The 20,300-nt window shown below is 64.4% G+C and carries 23 protein-coding genes; 15 read left to right on the top strand and 8 right to left on the bottom strand.

The annotated features are described in order from the left end of the window. Nucleotides 1–63: 63 nt before the first annotated feature. Entirely contained in the window at nucleotides 64–1,146 is a 1,083-nt protein-coding gene (locus QA642_RS23060; protein ID WP_283086638.1) for a COX15/CtaA family protein, read from the top strand. On the opposite strand, the gene QA642_RS23065 is transcribed toward QA642_RS23060, so the two are convergent. The 4 genes from QA642_RS23065 to QA642_RS23080 form a co-directional block, all read right to left on the bottom strand. Beyond that, nucleotides 1,147–1,491: a hypothetical protein gene (locus QA642_RS23065; RefSeq protein WP_283086639.1), complete on the bottom strand. Its 345-nt coding sequence runs from the start codon at nucleotides 1,489–1,491 to the stop codon at nucleotides 1,147–1,149. It lies immediately after the preceding gene. 196 nt (nucleotides 1,492–1,687) lie between these two features. After that, nucleotides 1,688–2,968 (bottom strand): O-acetylhomoserine aminocarboxypropyltransferase, encoded by a 1,281-nt coding sequence (locus QA642_RS23070; protein ID WP_283086640.1) that lies wholly within the window; start codon nucleotides 2,966–2,968, stop codon nucleotides 1,688–1,690. 149 nt (nucleotides 2,969–3,117) lie between these two features. Then, entirely contained in the window at nucleotides 3,118–3,702 is a 585-nt protein-coding gene (locus QA642_RS23075; protein ID WP_027559533.1) for a CoA-binding protein, read from the bottom strand. A gap of 107 nt (nucleotides 3,703–3,809) precedes the next feature. Continuing rightward, entirely contained in the window at nucleotides 3,810–4,634 is an 825-nt protein-coding gene (locus tag QA642_RS23080; RefSeq protein WP_283086641.1) for an enoyl-CoA hydratase, read from the bottom strand. Between the two features lie 86 nt (nucleotides 4,635–4,720). On the opposite strand from QA642_RS23080, the gene QA642_RS23085 reads away from it, so the two are divergent. The 6 genes from QA642_RS23085 to QA642_RS23110 all read left to right on the top strand — a co-directional run bounded on the left by QA642_RS23085 (nucleotide 4,721) and on the right by QA642_RS23110 (nucleotide 8,395). Next, nucleotides 4,721–5,149: a PaaI family thioesterase gene (locus tag QA642_RS23085; protein ID WP_283086642.1), complete on the top strand. Its 429-nt coding sequence runs from the start codon at nucleotides 4,721–4,723 to the stop codon at nucleotides 5,147–5,149. 158 nt (nucleotides 5,150–5,307) lie between these two features. Next, entirely contained in the window at nucleotides 5,308–5,772 is a 465-nt protein-coding gene (rplM, locus tag QA642_RS23090; protein WP_011087726.1) for a 50S ribosomal protein L13, read from the top strand. Between the two features lies 1 nt (nucleotide 5,773). Beyond that, entirely contained in the window at nucleotides 5,774–6,253 is a 480-nt protein-coding gene (gene rpsI / locus QA642_RS23095) for a 30S ribosomal protein S9 (RefSeq protein WP_211411555.1), read from the top strand. A gap of 229 nt (nucleotides 6,254–6,482) precedes the next feature. After that, nucleotides 6,483–7,703, top strand: a complete 1,221-nt coding sequence (locus tag QA642_RS23100) for a GGDEF domain-containing protein (protein WP_283086643.1) — start codon at nucleotides 6,483–6,485, stop codon at nucleotides 7,701–7,703. Nucleotides 7,704–7,761: 58 nt separating this feature from the next. After that, nucleotides 7,762–7,998: a hypothetical protein gene (locus QA642_RS23105; protein ID WP_283086644.1), complete on the top strand. Its 237-nt coding sequence runs from the start codon at nucleotides 7,762–7,764 to the stop codon at nucleotides 7,996–7,998. 100 nt (nucleotides 7,999–8,098) lie between these two features. Further along, complete coding sequence (locus tag QA642_RS23110; RefSeq protein ID WP_063683124.1) at nucleotides 8,099–8,395, top strand: antibiotic biosynthesis monooxygenase family protein; 297 nt, start codon at nucleotides 8,099–8,101, stop codon at nucleotides 8,393–8,395. A gap of 18 nt (nucleotides 8,396–8,413) precedes the next feature. Here QA642_RS23110 and QA642_RS23115 read toward each other — a convergent pair whose 3' ends face one another. Next, nucleotides 8,414–9,547, bottom strand: coding sequence for an AI-2E family transporter (locus QA642_RS23115; RefSeq protein ID WP_283086645.1), 1,134 nt, complete (start codon nucleotides 9,545–9,547; stop codon nucleotides 8,414–8,416). Nucleotides 9,548–9,805: 258 nt separating this feature from the next. On the opposite strand from QA642_RS23115, the gene QA642_RS23120 reads away from it, so the two are divergent. Next, nucleotides 9,806–10,579, top strand: a complete 774-nt coding sequence (locus tag QA642_RS23120) for a gamma-glutamyl-gamma-aminobutyrate hydrolase family protein (protein WP_283086646.1) — start codon at nucleotides 9,806–9,808, stop codon at nucleotides 10,577–10,579. Nucleotides 10,580–10,676: 97 nt separating this feature from the next. Next, nucleotides 10,677–11,282: a hypothetical protein gene (locus tag QA642_RS23125; RefSeq protein ID WP_283086957.1), complete on the top strand. Its 606-nt coding sequence runs from the start codon at nucleotides 10,677–10,679 to the stop codon at nucleotides 11,280–11,282. 31 nt (nucleotides 11,283–11,313) lie between these two features. Here QA642_RS23125 and QA642_RS23130 read toward each other — a convergent pair whose 3' ends face one another. After that, nucleotides 11,314–12,291, bottom strand: coding sequence for a helix-turn-helix domain-containing protein (locus tag QA642_RS23130; RefSeq protein ID WP_283086647.1), 978 nt, complete (start codon nucleotides 12,289–12,291; stop codon nucleotides 11,314–11,316). 151 nt (nucleotides 12,292–12,442) lie between these two features. On the opposite strand from QA642_RS23130, the gene QA642_RS23135 reads away from it, so the two are divergent. The 4 genes from QA642_RS23135 to QA642_RS23150 all read left to right on the top strand — a co-directional run bounded on the left by QA642_RS23135 (nucleotide 12,443) and on the right by QA642_RS23150 (nucleotide 15,788). Continuing rightward, nucleotides 12,443–12,700, top strand: a complete 258-nt coding sequence (locus QA642_RS23135; protein WP_283086648.1) for a tautomerase family protein — start codon at nucleotides 12,443–12,445, stop codon at nucleotides 12,698–12,700. Nucleotides 12,701–12,859: 159 nt separating this feature from the next. Then, on the top strand, nucleotides 12,860–14,230 hold the full coding sequence (locus QA642_RS23140) for a nodulation protein NfeD (protein WP_283086649.1): 1,371 nt from the start codon (nucleotides 12,860–12,862) through the stop codon (nucleotides 14,228–14,230). Beyond that, the gene (locus QA642_RS23145; protein ID WP_283086650.1) at nucleotides 14,227–14,994 is read left to right on the top strand and encodes a slipin family protein; all 768 of its coding nucleotides are present in this window, start codon (nucleotides 14,227–14,229) and stop codon (nucleotides 14,992–14,994) included. The genes QA642_RS23140 and QA642_RS23145 overlap by 4 nt, the downstream gene beginning before the upstream one ends. 182 nt (nucleotides 14,995–15,176) lie before the next feature. After that, nucleotides 15,177–15,788, top strand: a complete 612-nt coding sequence (locus tag QA642_RS23150; protein ID WP_283086651.1) for an alpha/beta hydrolase — start codon at nucleotides 15,177–15,179, stop codon at nucleotides 15,786–15,788. 277 nt (nucleotides 15,789–16,065) lie between these two features. On the opposite strand, the gene glnA is transcribed toward QA642_RS23150, so the two are convergent. Beyond that, nucleotides 16,066–17,475 (bottom strand): type I glutamate--ammonia ligase, encoded by a 1,410-nt coding sequence (gene glnA, locus QA642_RS23155; RefSeq protein ID WP_014494828.1) that lies wholly within the window; start codon nucleotides 17,473–17,475, stop codon nucleotides 16,066–16,068. A gap of 150 nt (nucleotides 17,476–17,625) precedes the next feature. Then, nucleotides 17,626–17,964 carry a P-II family nitrogen regulator gene (locus QA642_RS23160; protein WP_007603495.1) on the bottom strand — a complete coding sequence of 113 codons (339 nt, stop codon included), beginning with the start codon at nucleotides 17,962–17,964 and terminating at the stop codon, nucleotides 17,626–17,628. Nucleotides 17,965–18,345: 381 nt separating this feature from the next. Between QA642_RS23160 and QA642_RS23165 the strand changes: the two genes are divergently transcribed. Together QA642_RS23165 and QA642_RS23170 are read left to right on the top strand one after the other, a co-directional pair. After that, nucleotides 18,346–19,845 (top strand): NAD(P)H-hydrate dehydratase, encoded by a 1,500-nt coding sequence (locus tag QA642_RS23165; protein WP_283086652.1) that lies wholly within the window; start codon nucleotides 18,346–18,348, stop codon nucleotides 19,843–19,845. Next, the gene (locus tag QA642_RS23170; RefSeq protein ID WP_283086653.1) at nucleotides 19,845–20,297 is read left to right on the top strand and encodes a GNAT family N-acetyltransferase; all 453 of its coding nucleotides are present in this window, start codon (nucleotides 19,845–19,847) and stop codon (nucleotides 20,295–20,297) included. Before QA642_RS23165 ends, QA642_RS23170 begins: the two co-directional genes overlap by 1 nt. Nucleotides 20,298–20,300: the final 3 nt, after the last annotated feature.

Genomic DNA, 20,300 nt, shown 5'->3' on the forward strand with positions numbered 1-20,300 from the left:
GACTATAAGGGGCACGCAGTCCGGTTCAAGTCTCTTAGCTTTAGACCTGGTTTAGCCCCTGAAATGACGCCGATTTCCGCCCCGTCCGAGCCGCATCGCGCCGTGCGCTGGTGGCTGATCTCCGTGGCCGCGCTGATCGCGCTGATGGTGCTGGTCGGCGGTGCGACGCGGCTGACGGAATCCGGGCTCTCGATCGTCGAGTGGAAACCGGTCACGGGCAGCGTCCCGCCGCTGTCGGAAGCGCAGTGGACCGAGGCCTTCGAGGCCTACAAGAAGATCCCGCAATATCGCGAGCTCAACGCGGGCATGAGCCTGTCCGAGTTCAAGGAGATCTTTTGGTGGGAATGGAGCCACCGGTTGCTCGGCCGCTTCATCGGTGTCGCCTATCTCCTGCCGTTCCTGTTCTTTCTGTGGCGGGGTGGCCTCTCGGGTGAGCTCAAGCGGCGGCTGTGGCTGCTGTTTGCGCTCGGCGGATTGCAGGGCGCGGTCGGCTGGTGGATGGTGGCCTCGGGCCTCATCGAGCGCGTCGAGGTCTCGCAATATCGGCTGGCGACGCATCTGGTGCTGGCGCTCTTGATTTTCGCCGGCATCGTCTGGACGGTCCGGCGGCTCAAGGAGCGGCCGCAGATCGCAGCGCCCGCGCGGCTGCGCTTCACCAGCGCGCTGCTTCTCGTCGTGACCTTCGTGCAGATCTATTTCGGCGCGCTGGTTGCGGGCCTGCGCGCGGGCCGCGCCTACAACACCTGGCCTGAGATCGACGGCGCGTTCATTCCGTCGGGCGAGCGGCTGTGGTTCGAGACGCCGTGGTGGCGGAACATGTTCGACAACGTGCTCACCGTGCAGTTCGAGCACCGCATGACCGCCTATGCGCTGTTCGCGCTGGCTCTGCTGCACGCCTTCGATGCGGTGCGTTCGCGCGCAGGTTCGGCTACCAGCGGTGCGCTCTGGCTGTTCGCGGCGGTGAGCCTGCAAGCGGTGCTGGGTATCCTGACACTGCTCAACCAGGTGCCGATCGGACTCGCCCTGATGCATCAGGCCGTTGCGATCGTGGTGCTCACCCTTGCGGTGATGCAGGTGGAGCGGCTTGCCTCGCGGCAGTCGACTGCGACGCAGCCGCGCGCAGTCCCGGTCAGCCAGGCCGGCTGATCAGCAATAGCCGTAGACACCGCACGCATAGGGCAGCCGCCAGAAATAGCCGACCTGCGGTCCGCCGTAGTATGGGCCCTGATAATCGTAGCTCCAGGGGCGACCGTAATAGCCCGGCAGCGTGTTGGAGCCGGGCAATAGCGGCGTACCCGGCAAATTGCGGACGTAGCTGCCGATGCCGTAGGCCGGCGAGATCAGCGCATCCGGATCGGTCTCGACATAGACCGTTGGCGGCTCCGGCGGCGGAGCGGCGGCGCGCCGCTTCGGCGTCGCTGCCAGATCGGCGGCGAAGGCGGTTGAGACCGTCAGCATGGCCGCAAGGGCAGGCACCATCCAGCGCAGCATCGTCGGCTCCGAATCAAAGGGGCGATCCAAAGTCGATGTATGGGGCAGATATGGTTAATGCGGATTAACCGGCAGCGGCCAAAACCACTGTCGTCATTCCGGGGCGGTGCGAAGCACCGAGCCCGGAATCTCGAGCTGACTAGACAAGATCGAGGTTCCGGGTTCGCGCTACGCGCGCCCCGGAACGACGGGCGAACTACGCCCCCAGCGCCTGCTCCAGATCGGCGATCAGATCTTCCTTGTCCTCGATGCCGATCGAGAGCCGCACCACGTCGGGACCGGCGCCGGACTTAACCTTGGCGGCGTCGTCGAGCTGGCTATGCGTGGTCGAGGCCGGATGGATGACGAGCGAGCGGGTGTCGCCGACATTGGCGAGGTGCGAGAACAGCTGCAGCTTCGAGACCAGGTTGACGCCGGCGTCATAGCCGCCCTTCAGGCTGAAGGTGAACACCGCGCCCGCGCCCCGCGGCGCATATTTGCGCGCGAGCTGGTTGTACTTGTCGCTCGGAAGGCCCGCATAGCTCACTGACGCCACCGCCGGATGGCCGGCGAGGAATTCGGCGACCGCCTTGGCGTTGTCGCAGTGCTTCTGCATGCGCAGCGGCAGCGTCTCGATGCCGGTGAGGATCATGAAGGCATTGAAGGGCGAGAGCGCCGGCCCGAGATCGCGCAGACCCAGCACCCGGCAGGCGATCGCGAAGGCGAAATTGCCGAAGGTCTCCTGAAGGCGGATGCCGTGATATTCCGGCCGCGGCTCCGACAGCATCGGATATTTGCCGCCGGTCGACCAGTCGAACGTGCCGGCATCGACGATGATGCCGCCGAGCGAGTTGCCGTGGCCGCCCAGGAATTTCGTCAGCGAGTGCACGACGATGTCGGCGCCGTGGTCGATCGGGCGGATCAGATAGGGCGAGGCCAGCGTGTTGTCGACGATCAGCGGCACGCCCGCCTTGCGCGCCACCGTGGAGATCGCCTCGATGTCGGTGATGCTGCCGGCCGGGTTGGCAATGGACTCGATGAAGATCGCCTTGGTGCGCGGCGTCACCGCGCGCTCGAAGCTTGCGATGTCATCCGGATCGGCCCACACCACGTTCCAGCCAAAGCTCTTGAACGCATGCGTGAACTGGTTGATCGAGCCGCCATAGAGTTTTCGCGCAGCGATGAACTCGTCGCCGGGCTGGAGCAGCTGCTGGAGCACCACGACCTGCGCGGCATGGCCCGAGGCGACCGCGAGCGCGGCGGTGCCGCCTTCGAGCGCGGCGACGCGCTCTTCCAGGACCGCGTTGGTGGGGTTGCCGATGCGGGTGTAGATGTTGCCGAATGCCTGCAAGCCGAACAGCGAGGCAGCATGGTCGGCGTCATTGAAGACGAAAGACGTGGTTTGATAAATCGGAGTCGCGCGCGCACCGGTGGTCGGATCGGGCTGTGCACCGGCATGCACGGCGAGGGTCGAAAATCCCGGAAGGCGATCGCTCATTGAGGGCGTCCTGTTCTTGTGGTCTGAAATCGCGCGGCATGCTGATGGCCGCCGTGGCTGCCGTCAAGCTGCCGCTTCACACCAGAATGATTTGGGCATGATCTTGCTACGCAATGTCGCGTTCGCGAAAGGAATCCTCCGCGATTGTCTCAGCTTTGCTCGGTCTTGTTTTTGGCCGCGCGATCGGAGGCCGCGGTATCGCCGCCGCCGACACTCATCCGATTGAGGGAGAGTCGCATGCCCTGCGTCGGCGCCGGCGGGCGCTTGGAGCTGAGCGTGCGCGAATTCACGCCCATCCAGGAAATCTCCGATGACAAACGGCCATATTCGATCTTGGGGCAGCGGTTCATCACGACTTTGATCCCGGCCGCCTCCGCCTTTTCCGCCGCGGCGTCATCCCGCGCGCCAAGCTGCATCCAGATCACCTTCGGCAGCGGATCGAGCGTCAGCGCCTCGTCGACGACAGGCATGATGTGGCTGGAATTGCGGAAAATGTCGATCATGTCGACGGGACGGCCGATGTCGGAGAGCGAGGCAACGAAGGGTTTTCCGAGCAGCTCCTTGCCGACATGCCCGGGATTGATCGGGATCATGTCGTAGCCACGTTGCGCCAGATATTTGAATGCGAAATAGCTCGGCCGCACATTGACCGGCGAAGCACCGACCATCGCGATCGACTTCACGCTGTTGAGGATGCTGCGGATGTAATTGTCGGGATAGGCGTCGTGGTTCATTGGGTCTTCTTTGTTGTTGTCATTGCGAGGAGCGAAGCGACGAAGCAATCCAGACTGTTTCCATGGAGCGATTTCTGGATTGCTTCGCTTCGCTCGCAATGACGGAGTTATTCATCCCGCCATATCGGCTGACGCTTCTCGATGAACGCGCCGATGCCTTCCTCGGCATCACGCGCCATCATGTTCTCGGTCATCACCTCTGCGGCATAGCGATAGGCATCGGCGAGGCTCATCTCGGCCTGGCGGTAGAATGCTTCCTTGCCGAGCTTGACGGTGTAGGCGGACTTCAGCGCGACCTGTTGCGCGAGCTCGATCGCGGCGCCGAGCTCGGTACCGGCGGGCACCACGCGGTTGACGAGGCCGATCTCGCGGGCGCGGTCGGCCGTAACAGGCTCGCCCGTGAGCAGCATCTCCATGGCCTGCTTGCGCGGGACGTTGCGCGAGAGCGCGACCATCGGCGTCGAGCAGAACAGGCCGATGTCGACGCCGGGCGTCGCGAATTTCGCGTCTTCCGAGGCGATCGCGAGATCGCAACTCGCAACCAGCTGGCAGCCCGCCGCGGTCGCGATGCCCTGGACGGACGCGATCACGGGCTTGGGCAGATGCACGACCGCCTGCATCATCGCGCTGCAGGCGTTCATCATCTCGGCGAAGAAGGCGCGGCCGCGATCCGGGTCGGTGCGACGCGCTGTCAGCTCCTTCAAGTCGTGGCCGGCGGAGAAGGCCGGACCGTTGGCGGCGATCACCACGCCGCGGATGGCCTTCTCGTCGCGGATCTCGTTGAGCTCGGCATGCAGAGTGGCGATCATCGCCGCCGACAGGCTGTTGCGGGCGGCCGGACGGTTCAGCGTCAGGACCGCGATCGGGCCGACGGTCTCGCGCAGCAGGATCGGCGGGTGCGGGGAGGGGGCGCGGGCGGCCTGAACGGACATTGACGCGGTTTCCGTTGGATGATTGCAATGGGATGACGCAGATAACTTAATGTACCAGGGCAAGTGAAGCGAGGGTGGGGAACAGCATGGCGGCAGCGAAAATGACCGTGGCGGAGGTCGAGCAGTTTCTCCGCGACGAATTTCCCCAGGCCTTCAGCGGCGACGACATCACCATCGAGAGCGCGGACGGCCAGACCTGCCTTCTGCGCCAGCGTTTCAGCGAAAGGATGCTGCGGCCCGGCGGAACCGTGTCCGGCCCGACGCTGATGGCACTGGCCGATTTCGCCATGTATGTGGTGCTGTTGTCCGCAATCGGGCCTATCGGGCTCGCGGTCACCACCAATCTCAACATCAATTTCCTGCGTAAGGGCCAGCCGGGGCAGGACGTGCTGGCGGAAGCCCGGCTGCTCAAGCTCGGCAAGCGCCTCGCGGTCGGGGAGGTGAACCTGTTGTCCGGGACCTCACCCGATCCGATTGCCCATGTCACCTCGACCTATTCCATTCCAAATGTTTGAGCTTTTCGCAGGTAATATAGTACCATATTTTTAAGATATTGATTTCATGCAGGGAATTTCCGTCTTCTGGCATTGACCGTCGCGCGTCTCTTCTCTAGAAAACCGCGCAGTCCGGTGCGGTATTCGCGCCGATGCTCCCCGTCCACGGAAACTCTGACATGAAAACCTTTTCGGCAAAGCCGGCTGAGGTGACGAAGAAGTGGGTGCTGATCGACGCCAAGGGTCTGGTCGTCGGCCGTCTCGCCACCATCGTTGCCATGCGCCTGCGCGGCAAGCACCTCCCGACCTACACCCCCCACGTTGATTGCGGCGACAACGTCATCATCATCAACGCGCAGCATGCGGTCCTCACCGGTCGCAAGCGCGAGCAGAAGACCTACTACAAGCACACCGGCTATGTCGGCCACGTCAAGGAGCGCACTGCGCGCCAGATCCTCGAGGGCAAGCATCCCGAGCGCGTGCTCGAAAAGGCCGTCGAGCGCATGATCCCGCGTGGTCCGCTCGGTCGCGTGCAGATGGGCAACCTCCGTGTTTACGGCGGCGCCGATCATCCGCACGAGGCGCAGCAGCCCGAGAAGATCGATATCGCCAAGTTGAACCGCAAGAACACGAGGGCCGCATAACATGGCCGAATCCATCCAGTCGCTCGACCAGCTCTCGCAGCTCAAGACGGCGGCGGCGCCCGAGGCGCCCAAGCACGAGAAGAAGGTCGACAAGTTCAACCGCGCCTACGCCACCGGCAAGCGCAAGGACGCGGTCGCCCGCGTCTGGATCAAGCCGGGCGCCGGCAAGGTCACCGTCAATTCGCGCGAGGTCGAGGTCTATTTCGCCCGTCCCGTGCTGCGCATGATGATCGAGCAGCCGTTCTCGGTGGCCCAGCGTTCCGGCCAGTACGACGTGATCTGCACCGTCGCCGGCGGCGGTCTGTCGGGCCAGGCCGGTGCGGTCCGTCACGGCATCTCCAAGGCGCTCACCTATTTCGAGCCGGAGCTGCGCACCGTGCTCAAGAAGGGCGGCTTCCTCACCCGCGACTCGCGCGTGGTCGAGCGTAAGAAGTACGGCAAGGCCAAGGCCCGCCGGTCCTTCCAGTTCTCGAAGCGTTAATCGCTTCGGTCACATTCGCCGCGAAAGCGGCTTCAATGAGATGCAAAAGGGCGCTGATTTCAGCGCCCTTTTTGTTGTTCGTTTGTACGCAAATTGATGGCGTGTTTCCCGAAAACTTGGGCTCGCACGAAAACCTGAATGGAACTCGCGGGACATAGCGTCGCATTCGGAAGGGCGCGCAAATCGGATGTGCCGATCGCGTAACTGCTATGTTTTCAAGGGGGCCGACATGATGTCGCTCGATAGCATCACGCTCTATTTGGTTGCCACCATGGTTGCCGCACTGCTCGGCGCCATGATGGTATTCTTTGGCAGGCAGGAGAACAGTCCTGCGCTGAAATGGTGGGGCACCGCCTATCTGCTCGGCGCCGCCTCCGTCGCGCTGTGGACGGCGGCCGGCGACAAGCTCGGGCCGCATCTCTATCTGGCGTTAAACGCGGTCGGATTCGTCGCCTGCGGCATGGTGTGGAATGCCGCGCGCGTCTTCCATGGCCGCAAGCCGAACTGGCCGGGCCTCCTCCTTGGCGCGCTCGCCTGGGTCGCCGCCGTCTCGCTGCTCGATCCCTCAGCGTCCATGCTGCGCATGATCATCGGCGCCGGCATCGTCTCGGTCTATGCGGCGCTGACTGCGAGCGAGCTGTGGGTCGAGCGCCGCAAGAGCCTGCAACGGCGCTGGCCGGCTTTCGTGGTGCCGGTGATGCACGGCTGCGTCTTGATCCTGCCGATCCTGCTCGGCAGCTTTTTGCGCCCGCACGATGCCGGCTTCTCGTCGAGCATCTGGGTCACCGTGTTCGCGGTCGAGCTGATCCTCTACGCCGTCGGCACCGTGTTCGTGATCTTCATGCTGGTGTCCGAGCGCACGGTGACGGCGCACCGGACGGCCGCGTCCACCGATCCGCTCACCGGCATGCTCAACCGCCGCGGCTTCTCGGAAGCCTGCGGACGCGTGATCGAGCGCGAGGCCAAGGCCGGCCGTCCCGTGACCGTGATGATCTTCGACATCGACCACTTCAAGTCGATCAACGACCGCTTTGGCCATCCCGCCGGCGACGAGATGCTGAAACTGTTCTCGACCGTGGTCATCAGCAACTTGCGCATCTCCGACCTCTCGGGCCGCATCGGCGGCGAGGAATTTGCGGCGTTGCTGCCGTGCTCGCTCGAGGAGGGCGTGCTGGTGGCCGAGCGCGTCCGCGAAGCGTTCGAGACCTCCGGAGTCGTCGTCGATGAAGGTCCGGTCGACACCACCGTCAGCATCGGGGTTGCCGGCGGTCCGGCCGGCACCGAGCTCGAAGTATTGCTGGCCTCGGCCGACACCGCGCTTTATCAGGCCAAGCGCGGCGGCCGTAACCGCGTCGAGGCCGCAGAGGAGCTGCCGCTCTCGCTGGAGAACTGGCGCCGCCAGAGCGCCGCGCGGACCGGTGCGCAGCAGGCGCGGCCGGCCACTGCCTGACGCGCGGAAGGAGCTGCGGTAAGTCTCTGTTTACCATTCGATCCCTACCATCGCGGTCATGGAATCGATCCGTCGACAGAACCCGCAAGCTGCCCTGATGTCGCTCGAAGCCGCCGCAAGCTTGGCACGCGGCGGCTTCGCCTGCCTGTTCTCCACTGCAGACGAATATGAGAGCGCGCTGATCACCGAGCGGCGTGCGCAGGGGCGCTATACGCAGGGCCGCAGCTACTGGCCGCTTGCGCTGTTTATCGGTTGCACGCTGATCGTGGCAGGCACCGCGCTGCTGTTCGCCTGAGAGCGACGCATTTCTGACGGGCAGGGCGCCGTTTCGGCGCCTTTTTCTTTGTCTCGGTCTGCGGTAGACAACGCCCATCAAACACGAAGGGTGGAAACCGATGGTCACCGAGATCGCGCAAATTGACGTCAAGCCGGGCAGCGAGAAAGACTTTGAGGCCGCTGTCGCCAAGGCCAAGGCCGCCTTCGGCCGTTCCAAGGGCTTTCACGGTTTTGAGCTGCACAAGTCGATCGAGAAGCCTCAGCGCTACCGGCTGATGGTGAAGTGGGCGACGCTGGAAAATCACACCGTCGATTTCCGGGGCTCGGAGAATTTCACCGAGTGGCGCGGCCTCGTCGGCCAGTATTTTGCCGCACCTCCGGAAGTCGAGCACACCGAGACCGTGCTGACGACCTGATCGACTTCAAGACGCGCCTTACGCCGCCTCCGCCAGAGGCGGCGCCTCATACGTCTTGAAATGGTCGATCATGACCTTGGCGATGGCGACGAGAGGCAGCGCCAGCGCGAGGCCCCAGAGGCCGAACACAACGCCGAGCAGGATCTGGAACGCGAACAGCGTGGCCGGCGGGATGTCCAGCGCCTGACGCTGCAGGATCGGCGTCAGCACGTAGCTCTCCATGGCGTGCACGCCCATGAAGAGCAGAAAGGCGGACAGCGCCGGGATCCAGCCCGAGGCGAGGCTCGCAAGCACCACGACGACGCCGGCGATGATGGCGCCAACGGTCGGGATGAAGGCAAGCAGGCCGGCCTGGATTCCCAGGATGAACGAGCCGGGGATGCCGATGACGGCAAGCCCGATCCAGGTCACCGCGCCGACCGCAATCATCACGACGATCTGCGCGATCAGCCAGCGCTCCAGTGTCTCGCTGATGCCGTCGATGATCAGGGCGGCGCGGCTGCGATGTTTCGCCGGTGCCAGGAACAGCAGGCCATCGTGATAGACGCTCGGCTGGGCGGCGAAGGCGAGGCCAAGAAACAGCACAATGAAGATGTTGCCGACAGCGCTGATGGCGCCGAACAGCAGCTTGAAGGTCTGGCTGACGATCGCCCCGCCGCTCGAGGCCAGCGCGCCTGCGCCCGGCAATCCGCCGTGCGCGGCCGGGCTCGGGGCGGGCGTCGGCGTTGCATCGCCGGTGGCGGCGGGCGCGGCATTGCCGAGATCGAACACGCTGGTGTCGATGCCGTGGTTCTCGAGGAAGGAACGGACGTTGCCGATCTGCGACTTGATGGTCTTGCTCAGCACGGAGGCCTGCTCGGCGATGGTGGCACCGCCGAGATAGGCGACGCCGGCGAGCATCAAGGCCAGCACGATGCAGACGATCGCGAGCCGGACCGGATGGGGCAGCTGGACGCGGCGGCCGAGCGCGCCCGTCAGCGCGTTGAGACCGACGCCGAGCAGCATGCCGGTGAAGATCAGGAGCAGGGTGGCCGCAAAATACCAGGCGAAGGCGAGGAGAGCCGTGAACAGCACGACCCCGATGCCGCCGACCGAGATCGACCAGGCCAGATCGGTGCGGGTCCGGGGCCGTTCATCTCTGGAAATGGTCACATCGGCTCCTTCTTGGCGGCTGCGCGCGGGCACTCTTTCGCAAAATTCCACCGGGGATCAAGCCGGGCCAAGCGCCGATTTGACGTGTCCGCGGCCCAGGAGCCAACGCTGCCCCGGCGAAACGGTGCGACATGGGACCCTCTGCCAGCGCATTTGCGCGAAAATAGCATTGCCGTCCCGCGATCCCCTCTGTTGAATTTGTTCCATCCCGAGGGCATCTTTGGAGAATCTTTTCTCGGCGGGAGGTCGGAACGGGAGATGAGAAAGCCGGTCGTCGGCGTGATCGGGAATGCCCATCGCGTCGAAAATCGATTTCAGGTCCAGATGGTCGGCGAGCGGAATTTGCGCGCCGTGGCCGAGGTCTCCGGCGGTCTGCCGGTGATGTTCGCGGGAGCGCCAGACATCACGGACATCGCTGCGCTGCTCGACACCGTCGACGGCATCGTCCTCACCGGTGCCCGCGCCAACGTCCACCCGACCCGCTTCAACGTCGACCCCTGCGAGAAGCACGAGCCCTACGACATCCACCGCGACGAGGTCGCGCTGGCGCTCTCGGTCGCCTGCGTGTCCCGCGGCATTCCGCTGTTCGGCATCTGCCGCGGCCTCCAGGAGATGAACGTCGCCTTTGGCGGCTCGCTGCATCCGGAGATCCGCGAGATCCCCGGCCGCATGAACCACCGCATGCCCCGGCTCGAGAACGGCGAGATCCATCCCGATCCGACCGTGGTGTTCGCCGACCGCCACGACGTCGACCTCACTCCGGGCGGGGCGTTCGCAAAACTGCTCGGCTGCGAGAAGATCAGGGTCAATTCGCTGCACGGCCAGGGCATCCTCGACCCCGGCAAGCGCGTGCTGATCGAGGGCGTCGCCGAGGACGGCACCATCGAGGCGATCCGCATCGCGGAAGCCCCGACCTTCGCGCTCGGCGTGCAATGGCACGCCGAATACGATCCGCAGCGCAATCCGATCAACCGGAAACTGTTCGAGGCTTTCGGAGAGGCGCTGGTGGCGAGGCAGAAGGCGGCGGCGTAGACGCGGGCTGCGCTCGCAATGACGGGGAGTTGTGTCGAGTTGATCTCGCGCGCTACCTTGCTGACCGGATTTTTAGGTCTGGAATTGCACCCCGATGATGCGCCACACGGCCACCGCCCTTGTCCTGCTCGCGTCCCCTGCATTCGCCCAAACCGCACCGCCGCAGGAAGGCCCGATCACCTGCGCTTCGCCCGTGGCGCCTGACGATACCGAGCGAACCCTGAAGCAGCGCTTCGGCAAGGATGCGGTGGTGCAGGACCTGCCGGGCGCCGAGGGCGAGAAGTACAAAGGCCTCGTGCTGTTTCCGAAGGCGAGGGACCGCCGCATCGAAATCGCCTTCACCGACGACAAGGCCATGCGCGCCTCCGGCCTGACCTTGCGCGACGCAGTCAAGACCAGCCTCTGGAGCGTCAATGGCGTCACGATCGGATTGAGCCTTGCAGAAGTGCAGAAGGCCAACGGCAAGCCGTTCCTCGTCAGCGGTTTCGAATGGGATTACGGCGGCTTCGTCACCGACTGGAGGGGTGGCGCGCTCGCTCGTCCGCTGCAGGGCGGCTGCACCGTCACGATCCGCTTCGGCAAGAAATCCGCCGCGCCCAAATCGCTCTTGGGCGACGGCGTGAAGGTGGCCTCCGACAACGCGACGCTGGTGAAATGGGCGCCTGTGGTGACCGAGATCGGCGTGAATTTTCCGGACAAGTGAGACCGTCAACCGGACATGCCGCGGGAAGCCGTCAAGCCGCTCGCTCCATCCGCCGCGCGCGATACGCCTGCGGTGACATCAAAGTCAGCTTGCGGAAGGCCTTGCGAAAACTGCTTTCGTCCTCATAGCCGGCAGCACGCGCGATAGTCTTGACCGGCTGCATCGTCGTCTCCAGCAGCGTGCGCGCGTGCTCGACGCGGCGGCGCGTGATGAACGCCTGTGGCGGCTCGCGCGTGAGCGCCTGGAACTTCCGGTTCAGCGTGCGCTCGCTGAGGCCGAGCGCCTCGGCGAGGCGCCTGACCGTCATCGGGCTCTTGCCGCTGCGGCGAACCAGCAGGTCCGCCTTGGTCAGCAGCGGGTCCTGCGACAGCAGGTAGCCGACGGGCATGAAGAGCGATTGGGTCCGCTGCGCGGTGTCGATGACGACGTAGTCCGCGCATAGTTTTGCGACCTCCTTGCCCTCGATCATCTCGATCAGCCTGAGCAGGAGATCGACCCACGACATCGGTCCGGCCGCACAGACGATGCGGTCGGCAACGGTGATGACGGCGTCGGGTGCGAGGTCGATCGCGGGATGGCGCTGCCGCAGCTCGCTTTGCAGCCACCAAGTGATGGTGGCGCGACGATTATCGAGCAGGCCGGCACCGGCCAGCAGGAACACGCCGCTGCAAAAGGCGCCGATCAGCCGGCCGCTTGCATGCTGCTGCCGCAGCCAGGCTCCTGCACGGGCATATTGCGGCTGGAGCCGCTCGGCCGTGACGTGATCGACGAGGTTGCCGGGGACGAGGATCGCGTCGAAGCGGCCGCGTTTGCCGACCGCGCCATCGACCGCGACCATCTGTCCGCCGCCGGCGCGCACCGGTTTGCCATCGAGCGAGAGCGTCTGAAGGGCGAAGCGCGATCTTGCGCCGCTCTGCTGCATCACGTGATTGGCGAGCGCGAGGATGTCGGCGACGCCGGCAATCGCCGAATGCATGCAGCCTTCCAGTGCGAGAACCGCGAGCTTCATGACGTCTCCAGGCAAGTGCGCGCACCTTATCCGACCGGAACGGTGGGCGTGTGGCGGAAATTGCCCGATCTCTGGCTTGTCCGCCACTGCCGTGTTGGCGGCGTCGGGTCCAATCTCGCGCCGTCGTCACACCACATGATTGGAGAGAGACATGCCATACATCACGGTTTCCACTGTCCGCGGCATCCTGGACGCCGCGCAGAAGAAGGCGCTGCTCGAGCGCATCACCGACCTGATGGTCGAGGTCGAAGGGCAGGGCAGTCCGGACTTCCGCCGCAACGTCTGGGTCAGGATCGAGGAGCAGGAGCCCTCGCACTGGTCGCTCGGCGGCATGCAGCCGACGAGCGAGATCATCGCTGGCACGTTCGGTGCGATCGGGGCGGACGGGGTGCGGGTCCGGCGGCCGTAGCAGTGCAGAGTGCACCGGCGGATCAGCCCAAGGCATGGTCCGCCACCGCCCTATGCTCAGGGCAATTCCATTGCATCGCACAATCACGACAAGGGTCTGCACGCGGCCACATTGAGGTTCGCAAGACGCGCACCATATGCTCTGCAAGGGAGCACTGCCGTGCAGACCATGAAGGCGGCCCTCGTTGCGGCGATTGGCGTCGCGGCTTTGATGTGCGGCCTCCGTCCCAGCCCAGCGGAGGAGAACAGCCGCCTTGCACTGATAGTTTCGATCGACGGGGCCATTGGCCCTGCGTCGGCCAGCTACGTGAAGGAGGCTTTGGCCAAGGCAAGCGAGCGTCGCGCCGAAATCGTGCTTCTGAGAATGAACACGCCCGGCGGTCTCAATTCCAGCATGCGCGAGATCATCGCCGATGTGCTGGCCTCGCCGATCCCCGTCGTCGGTTACGTCGCTCCCTCCGGCGCCCACGCGGCGAGCGCGGGGACCTACATCCTTTATGCGGCCCACATCGCGGCGATGGCGCCGGGCACCAATATTGGTGCCGCGACGCCGGTGCAGATTGGCGGCCCGCTGGGCGGCACGCCGGACAAGGACGGCAAGGACAAGAAGGACGAGCCGAAGGACGCAATGACGGCGAAGGTGACGAACGATGCCGTCGCCTTCATCCGCAGCCTTGCCGAACTGCGTGGCCGCAATACGGAGTGGGCGGAGAAGGCGGTCCGTGAGGCCGCCACACTCTCCGCCAACGCCGCGCTGGAAGCTCACGCCATCGATCTCGTCGCGCGCGATCAGGCTGAGTTGCTGAGGCAGATCGATGGCCGCGTGGTGGAGGTTGCAGGCGGCAAGACGCAGCGCCTGGTGACAAAGGATGCCGTCGTCGAAGCCATCGACCCCGGACGGATATCCCGCTTCCTGGCTGTTATCACCGATCCGAACGTGGCGTTCATTCTCCTGATGGTCGGCATCTACGGCGTGATCTTCGAGTTCATATCTCCCGGTGCGGTCGCCCCAGGAGTCGTCGGCGCGATCTGCCTGCTGATCGGCCTCTATGCGCTCAATCTGCTGCCGGTCAATTATGCCGGCCTTGCCCTGATGTTGGTTGGACTCGTGCTTCTCACCATCGAAGCCTTCAACCCGACCGTGGTGATCGGTTTGGGAGGGATCATCGCTTTCGTGCTGGGAGCCCTGATGCTTTTCAGGGGCGAGGCGCCTGGCTACCAGCTGTCATGGTGGGTGATCGGCATCACTGCGTCAGTGTTCGTCGGCTTTGCGCTCGTCGTGCTTGGTTCGCTTCGGCGCGTCGGCAAGGCTCCTGCACTGGTCGGCGCGAAGGCCATGCGAGGCTTGCCCGCCGAGGTTCTCGACTGGAACGGGAACGAAGGACATGTCTTCGCCCATGGTGAGCGCTGGCGGGCGCGCGGCGCCGAAACGTTCAAGCCCGGAGAGACCGTCGAAGTCGCCAACGTCGTCGACCTGACGCTGCTGATACGGCGCGCACCAGCCCGAACCGGCGAGGGAGGTCCATCATGATGCTGGAATACCTGACCTATGCGGCCCTTGCGCTGCTGGTCATCATGTTTCTGTCCCAGGCCATTCGAATCCTGCGCGAATACGAGCGTGGCGTCATCTTTACGCTCGGCCGCTTTACCGGCGTGAAGGGCCCGGGCCTCATCCTCCTCGTTCCGATCGTGCAGCAACTCGTCAAGGTCGATCTACGGGTGATGGTGCAGGTCGTGCCACCGCAGGACGTGATTTCGCGCGACAACGTATCCGTCAAGGTCAACGCCGTTCTTTACTTCCGCATCGTCGACCCCGAACGGGCCATCATCAAGGTCGGCGATTACATGGCCGCCACTAGCCAGCTCGCCCAGACCACGTTGCGCTCGGTGCTTGGCAAGCACGAGCTCGACGAGATGCTTGCGGAGCGCGACAGGTTGAATGCCGACATCCAGGAGATCCTCGACAAGCAGACCGACGTCTGGGGCATCAAGGTGACCGGCATCGAGATCAAGGACGTCGATATCAACGAAACCATGGTTCGCGCGATTGCCAAACAGGCTGAGGCGGAGCGCCTGCGGCGCGCCAAGGTGATCAACGCGATGGGTGAGCAGCAGGCTGCCGAAAAGCTGGTCGAGGCCGGCCGGATTCTCGCGCAGGAGCCTCAGGCGATGCAGCTGCGCTACTTCGCGGCGCTGCACGACATCGCCGGCGAGCGGTCGTCGACCGTCGTCTTTCCGCTACCGACGGGCCTGCTCGACCATTTCATGCCGCGGCGTGACACCCCGTCGCCATAAGCGCGACGTGGTGATCATGGTCAGTAGGATGGGTAGAGCGTAGCGAAACCCATCGTTGTCACGAGCCCTGAGGCGATGGGCTTCGCAAAGGCTCAACCCATCCTACGAAACTGTTACAATCGACGGATAGATATTGTTTCGCGGCACTTGGGCCACGCAATTGGGTGTTGCGGGAGCAGTGGATGCCCTCACATGATCACTATCTCCTGAAGGGGGCAGGGCCGGATCACACCCCGCTGCTGATGCTTCATGGCTCTGGCGGGACCGAGCGGGACATGGTGCCGCTCGCCAGCCAACTTGCGCCATCCGCGATGGCGGTCGCGGTTCGAGGCGCCGTCCCTTGGGAAGGTGGCTTTGCATTCTTTCGTCGGTTTGAGGATCGCTCGATCGATGAACGCGATCTCGTAGCCCGGGCCGGTCGGCTCGCCGACGACGTGGCTCAAACCGGCCTAGACTATCGCTTCCCGAAACCTCCGATTGCCATTGGTTTTTCGAACGGTGCAATCATGGCGGCTGCACTGCTCATGCTCTACCCCCAGTGTCTCTCCGCTGCAGTTCTTCTCAGGCCGCTGTCGCCATTCGCCACCGATCCAGCCACGCGCCTTCCGCGGACACCAGTCCTCATCATCGACGGCCATCACGACGAGCGGCGATCGCCTGGCGATGGCGCCCGCTTGGCAAGACGTCTGGCTCACATGGGTGCAGAGGCGACGCACCACCAGTTGCCAGCGGGTCATTCGATCACGGAGGATGACATTCGCCTAGCGCGAGAATGGCTGAGGCCGCTGCTTTAGCAAGTCGGATGGGTAGAGGGCAGCGAAACCCATCGTTGTCGCGAGCCTTGAGGCGACGGGTTTCGCCAGCGCTCTACCGATCCCGAGTTGCTGCTCCATCGTCCATCTCGGATTGAATAAACCAATTGGCAGGAATTGGTGTGTGCCGCTTTTCGCGATTCTGATTCGTTCTTTGAGAACGAAGTGGAGTCAGATGCAGAACGAAAGTTGAGTTTCGATCGTTCAAAACAAAAGGCGCCCAAAGGGGCGCCTTTCGCGTGTCGGGATATCGAGCCGCTCAGCCCGAATAGTACATGTCGAACTCGACCGGGTGCGGGGTCATCTCGAAGCGCTCGACTTCGGTCATCTTCAGCTCGATGTAAGCGTCGATGAAGTCGTCGTCGAACACGCCGCCGTTCTTGAGGAAGCCGCGGTCCTTGTCGAGGTTTTCCAGCGCCTCGCGGAGCGAGCCGCAGACGGTCGGGATCTGCTTCAGCTCTTCCTTCGGCAGATCGTAGAGGTCCTTGTCCATCGCCGGACCCGGATCGATCTTGTTCTTGATGCCGTCGAGGCCGGCCATCAGCATCGCGGCGAAGCCGAGATAGGGATTGGCAAGCGGATCGGGGAAGCGCACCTCGACACGCTTGGCCTTCGGCGAAGCGGTGTAGGGGATGCGGCAGGAGGCCGAGCGGTTGCGTGCGGAATAGGCCAGCAGCACCGGGGCCTCATAGCCCGGGACCAGACGCTTGTAGGAGTTGGTCGACGGGTTGGTGAAGGCGTTGATCGCCTTGGCGTGCTTGATGATGCCGCCGATGTAGTGGAGGCAGGTCTCCGACAGGTCGGCGTACTTGTTGCCGGCGAACACCGGCTTGCCGTCCTTCCAGATCGACTGGTGCACGTGCATGCCCGAGCCGTTGTCGCCATAGACCGGCTTCGGCATGAAGGTGGCGGTCTTGCCGTAGATATGCGCGACCTGGTGGATGCAGTACTTGTAGATCTGCAGGTGGTCGGCCATCAGCGTCAGCGTGTCGAACTTCATGCCGAGCTCGTGCTGGGCGGAAGCGACCTCGTGGTGATGCTTCTCGACCTTGACGCCCATCTTGGCCATGGCACCGAGCATTTCCGAGCGCATGTCCTGCACGGAGTCCTGCGGCGGCACCGGGAAGTAGCCGGCCTTGGTGCGGATGCGGTGGCCGAGGTTGCCGCCCTCATATTCCGTGTCGGTGTTGGTCGGCAGCTCCGAGGAGTCGAGGCGGAAACCGGTGTTGTAGGGGGAGGAGGAGAAGCGCACGTCGTCGAACACGAAGAACTCGGCTTCCGGGCCGACGAATACGCTATCGCCCACGCCCATCGACTTCACCATGGCTTCCGCCTTCTTGGCGATGCCGCGGGGGTCGCGGTTGTAGGGCTCGCCGGTGGTCGGCTCGAGCACGTCGCAGGTGATGACCATCGTGGTCTCGGCGAAGAACGGATCGATCGTCGCGGTCACCGGATCGGGCATCAGGCACATGTCGGACTCGTTGATCGCCTTCCAGCCGGCGATCGAGGAGCCGTCGAACATCGTCCCTTCGGCGAAAATGTCCTCATCGATCATGCTGACGTCGAACGTCACATGCTGCCACTTGCCGCGCGGATCGGTGAAGCGCAGGTCGACGTATTTGACGTCGTTGTCCTTGATCGATTTCAGGACGTCTTTGGCGGTCTTCATGCATACCCCTTTTGGCTCTGCGGGTCGGTTTCCAGGTGAGCAGATTTGTTCTCGCTTTCGGCGAGTTCGAGCAACCGCACAAACGAAATCAGGCCGCCGAAGCAGCCTTTTTTCTTTCAGAGTGTCGCAAAATTCGGGATAGCACCCGGCTCAGATAGCGTCCAGCCCGGATTCGCCGGTCCGGATGCGGATCGCCTCTTCGATGTTGGAGACGAAGATCTTGCCGTCGCCGATGCGGCCGGTCTGCGCGGCGCGGCGGATCGCGTCGATCGCGCGCTCGACCAGGTCGTCGCCGATCACGATCTCGATCTTCACCTTGGGCAGGAAGTCGACGATGTATTCTGCGCCGCGGTAAAGCTCGGCATGCCCCTTCTGCCGGCCGAAGCCCTTGGCTTCGGTGACGGTGATGCCTTGAAGGCCGACTTCCTGAAGCGCTTCCTTCACCTCGTCGAGCTTGAATGGCTTGATGATGGCTTCGATTTTCTTCACTGCGCGCCTCCCGGCCTTTCGATCAAATAGCAACGTCTTCGTCAGGATGCGCTTTTCTCACGCACGATCGTGTCTTCGCTATGCCGGCATCCCTGACCAGTCCGGCAACAACGGCCGGCCACACCCTGATAAATGCCAGTGAGCACGACAAACCGAAGCGGCTTCCTCGAAAGCAGGGTCTATGCCAAGTTGCAAATGCCCTGATTATTGGAGCGTTATCAGCCTTTTAACGAGCATCTCTGATAGGTGGCGCCGACCGGCCCAAAATACCGCAGACTACGAAATAGGCAAACGGTTCAATATGTGTGCAGTCGGGTGTTCCCGGTGGCGGATCGGCACGGAAGATGCCTGTTCAAGAGGCGTTTGTACCAGGGAAGTGGCATGGAGATACTGACCAACGCCGAAATGCAGCGCGCTGACCAGCTCAGCATCGCCGCAGGCACGCCCGGCTTCAAGCTGATGCTGAGCGCGGGCCAGGCGGTCGCCGAGGCCGCCAATGCGCTGTTGGAGGAGGGGCCGATCCTGATCGTGGCCGGCCCCGGCAACAATGGCGGTGACGGATTTGTCGCAGCCGCCGAGCTCGCCGCGCAGGGCCGCGAGGTCTCGGTGATCCTGATGTGTGAGCGCGACCAGCTCCAGGGCGATGCGGCGTCCGCTGCGCGCGGCTGGAAGCATCCGGTGCTGCCGTTCAATCCGCAGGCGATCGGACGACCCGCGCTGATCATCGATGCGCTGTTTGGCGCCGGCCTCAGCCGGCCTGTCGAGGGCGAGGCGCGCGAGATGATCGAGGCGATCAACGCCAACGGCGCCCCGGTGCTCGCCGTCGATCTGCCGAGCGGCATCAACGGCACCAGCGCCGCCGTGCTCGGCGTGGCGGTCAACGCCACCGAGACCGTCACCTTCTTCCGCAAGAAGCCGGCGCATCTGTTGCTGCCCGGCCGGATGCATTGCGGCCACGTGCGCGTCGCCGACATCGGCATCGAAGCGCCGGTGCTGGACGAGATCAGGCCGCAACTCTTCGAGAACGATCCGGACGTCTGGGGCGCAGCCTTTCCGGTGCCGCGCATCGACGGCCACAAATACGCACGCGGCCATGTGCTGGCGGTCTCGGGCGATGCCGCCGCAACGGGCGCCGCACGGCTCGCCGCGCGTGGGGCGCTGCGCGCCGGTGCGGGCCTGGTGACACTGGCAACGCCGCGCGACGCGCTCGCGATCAATGCTGCCGCGCTGACGGCGGTGATGGTCCGCCCCGTCGACACCGCGATCGAGTTCGGCGAACTGCTCGGCGACCAGCGCTACAACACCTGCATGATCGGTCCTGGCGCGGGCATCGGCGAACGCACCTGCGACATGGTCCACACGGCGCTTGATGCGCAACGGCATCTCGTCCTGGACGCGGACGCGCTGACCAGCTTTGCGGCAAATCCCGAGCGCCTGTTTGAGTCGATCAAGTCCTCGCAGGACAGTGCGGTTGTGCTGACGCCGCACGAGGGCGAGTTTCCGCGCCTGTTCTCCGATCTCAGCAACAAGCATCCGGGCCGCTCCAAGCTCGAACGCGTGCGCGCCGCCGCCGAGCGCTCCGGCGCAGTCGTGCTCCTGAAGGGCCCCGACACGACAATCGCCGCCCCCGATGGCCGCGCCACCATCGCCGCCAACGCGCCGCCCTGGCTTGCGACCGCCGGCGCCGGCGACGTGCTCGCCGGCATCATCGCCGGGCTTTTGGCGCAGGGCGTGCCGGCCTTCGAAGCCGCCAGCATCGGGGTCTGGATGCATGGCGAGGCGGCCAGCGAGGCGGGGCCCGGCCTGATCGCGGAGGATCTGACCGAGACGCTGCCGGCCGTGCACCGGCGGATCTATGATGCGGTGGGGATCGAGTACTAGTGCTCAGGCAACTTGCGCTCACCGACATGGGCGCCGCGGCGCAGGTTCATCGGATCGCGTTCGACCGGGCGATGCCGTGGCTCGTAGGCCTGCACACGCCGGACGAAGATCGCTGGTTCTACCGCGAGCGCGTTTTTCCGACATGCCAGATCTGGGGCCGCTTCGACGATGACGCGCTGATCGGGATCATCGCCTTCAGCGACGGTTGGATCGAGCAGCTCTACGTGGTTCCCGCGGTCCAGGGCCGCGGCATCGGCACCGAACTCCTCGTCGTCGCCAAAGGCGTCTGCGAACGCTTGGAGCTCTGGACCTTTCAGCGCAACGCGCCGGCGCGGCGCTTCTATGAGGCGCGCGGATTCACGCTGGTCGAGGAAACTGAAGGCGCGCGGAACGAGGAGAAGGAGCCCGACGCCCGGTACCTCTGGACGCGGCCCGGCCGACAAGCCGGGTAGGAT

The organism is Bradyrhizobium sp. CB2312 (assembly GCF_029714425.1).
GTDB lineage: Bacteria > Pseudomonadota > Alphaproteobacteria > Rhizobiales > Xanthobacteraceae > Bradyrhizobium.

Bases quoted from the DNA above. Each gene is read 5' to 3' on its own strand.
- QA642_RS23120 (WP_283086646.1), top strand. From the start codon at position 9,806: ATGAGAAAGCCGGTCGTCGGCGTGATCGGGAATGCCCATCGCGTCGAA.
- QA642_RS23065 (WP_283086639.1), bottom strand. From the start codon at position 1,491: ATGCTGCGCTGGATGGTGCCTGCCCTTGCGGCCATGCTGACGGTCTCA.
- QA642_RS23150 (WP_283086651.1), top strand. From the start codon at position 15,177: ATGCCCTCACATGATCACTATCTCCTGAAGGGGGCAGGGCCGGATCAC.
- QA642_RS23070 (WP_283086640.1), bottom strand. From the start codon at position 2,968: ATGAGCGATCGCCTTCCGGGATTTTCGACCCTCGCCGTGCATGCCGGT.
- rplM (WP_011087726.1), top strand. From the start codon at position 5,308: ATGAAAACCTTTTCGGCAAAGCCGGCTGAGGTGACGAAGAAGTGGGTG.
- QA642_RS23165 (WP_283086652.1), top strand. From the start codon at position 18,346: ATGGAGATACTGACCAACGCCGAAATGCAGCGCGCTGACCAGCTCAGC.
- QA642_RS23105 (WP_283086644.1), top strand. From the start codon at position 7,762: ATGGAATCGATCCGTCGACAGAACCCGCAAGCTGCCCTGATGTCGCTC.
- QA642_RS23075 (WP_027559533.1), bottom strand. From the start codon at position 3,702: ATGAACCACGACGCCTATCCCGACAATTACATCCGCAGCATCCTCAAC.
- QA642_RS23145 (WP_283086650.1), top strand. From the start codon at position 14,227: ATGATGCTGGAATACCTGACCTATGCGGCCCTTGCGCTGCTGGTCATC.
- QA642_RS23080 (WP_283086641.1), bottom strand. From the start codon at position 4,634: ATGTCCGTTCAGGCCGCCCGCGCCCCCTCCCCGCACCCGCCGATCCTG.
- glnA (WP_014494828.1), bottom strand. From the start codon at position 17,475: ATGAAGACCGCCAAAGACGTCCTGAAATCGATCAAGGACAACGACGTC.
- QA642_RS23100 (WP_283086643.1), top strand. From the start codon at position 6,483: ATGATGTCGCTCGATAGCATCACGCTCTATTTGGTTGCCACCATGGTT.
- QA642_RS23060 (WP_283086638.1), top strand. From the start codon at position 64: ATGACGCCGATTTCCGCCCCGTCCGAGCCGCATCGCGCCGTGCGCTGG.
- QA642_RS23135 (WP_283086648.1), top strand. From the start codon at position 12,443: ATGCCATACATCACGGTTTCCACTGTCCGCGGCATCCTGGACGCCGCG.
- QA642_RS23125 (WP_283086957.1), top strand. From the start codon at position 10,677: ATGCGCCACACGGCCACCGCCCTTGTCCTGCTCGCGTCCCCTGCATTC.
- QA642_RS23130 (WP_283086647.1), bottom strand. From the start codon at position 12,291: ATGAAGCTCGCGGTTCTCGCACTGGAAGGCTGCATGCATTCGGCGATT.
- QA642_RS23085 (WP_283086642.1), top strand. From the start codon at position 4,721: ATGGCGGCAGCGAAAATGACCGTGGCGGAGGTCGAGCAGTTTCTCCGC.
- QA642_RS23110 (WP_063683124.1), top strand. From the start codon at position 8,099: ATGGTCACCGAGATCGCGCAAATTGACGTCAAGCCGGGCAGCGAGAAA.
- rpsI (WP_211411555.1), top strand. From the start codon at position 5,774: ATGGCCGAATCCATCCAGTCGCTCGACCAGCTCTCGCAGCTCAAGACG.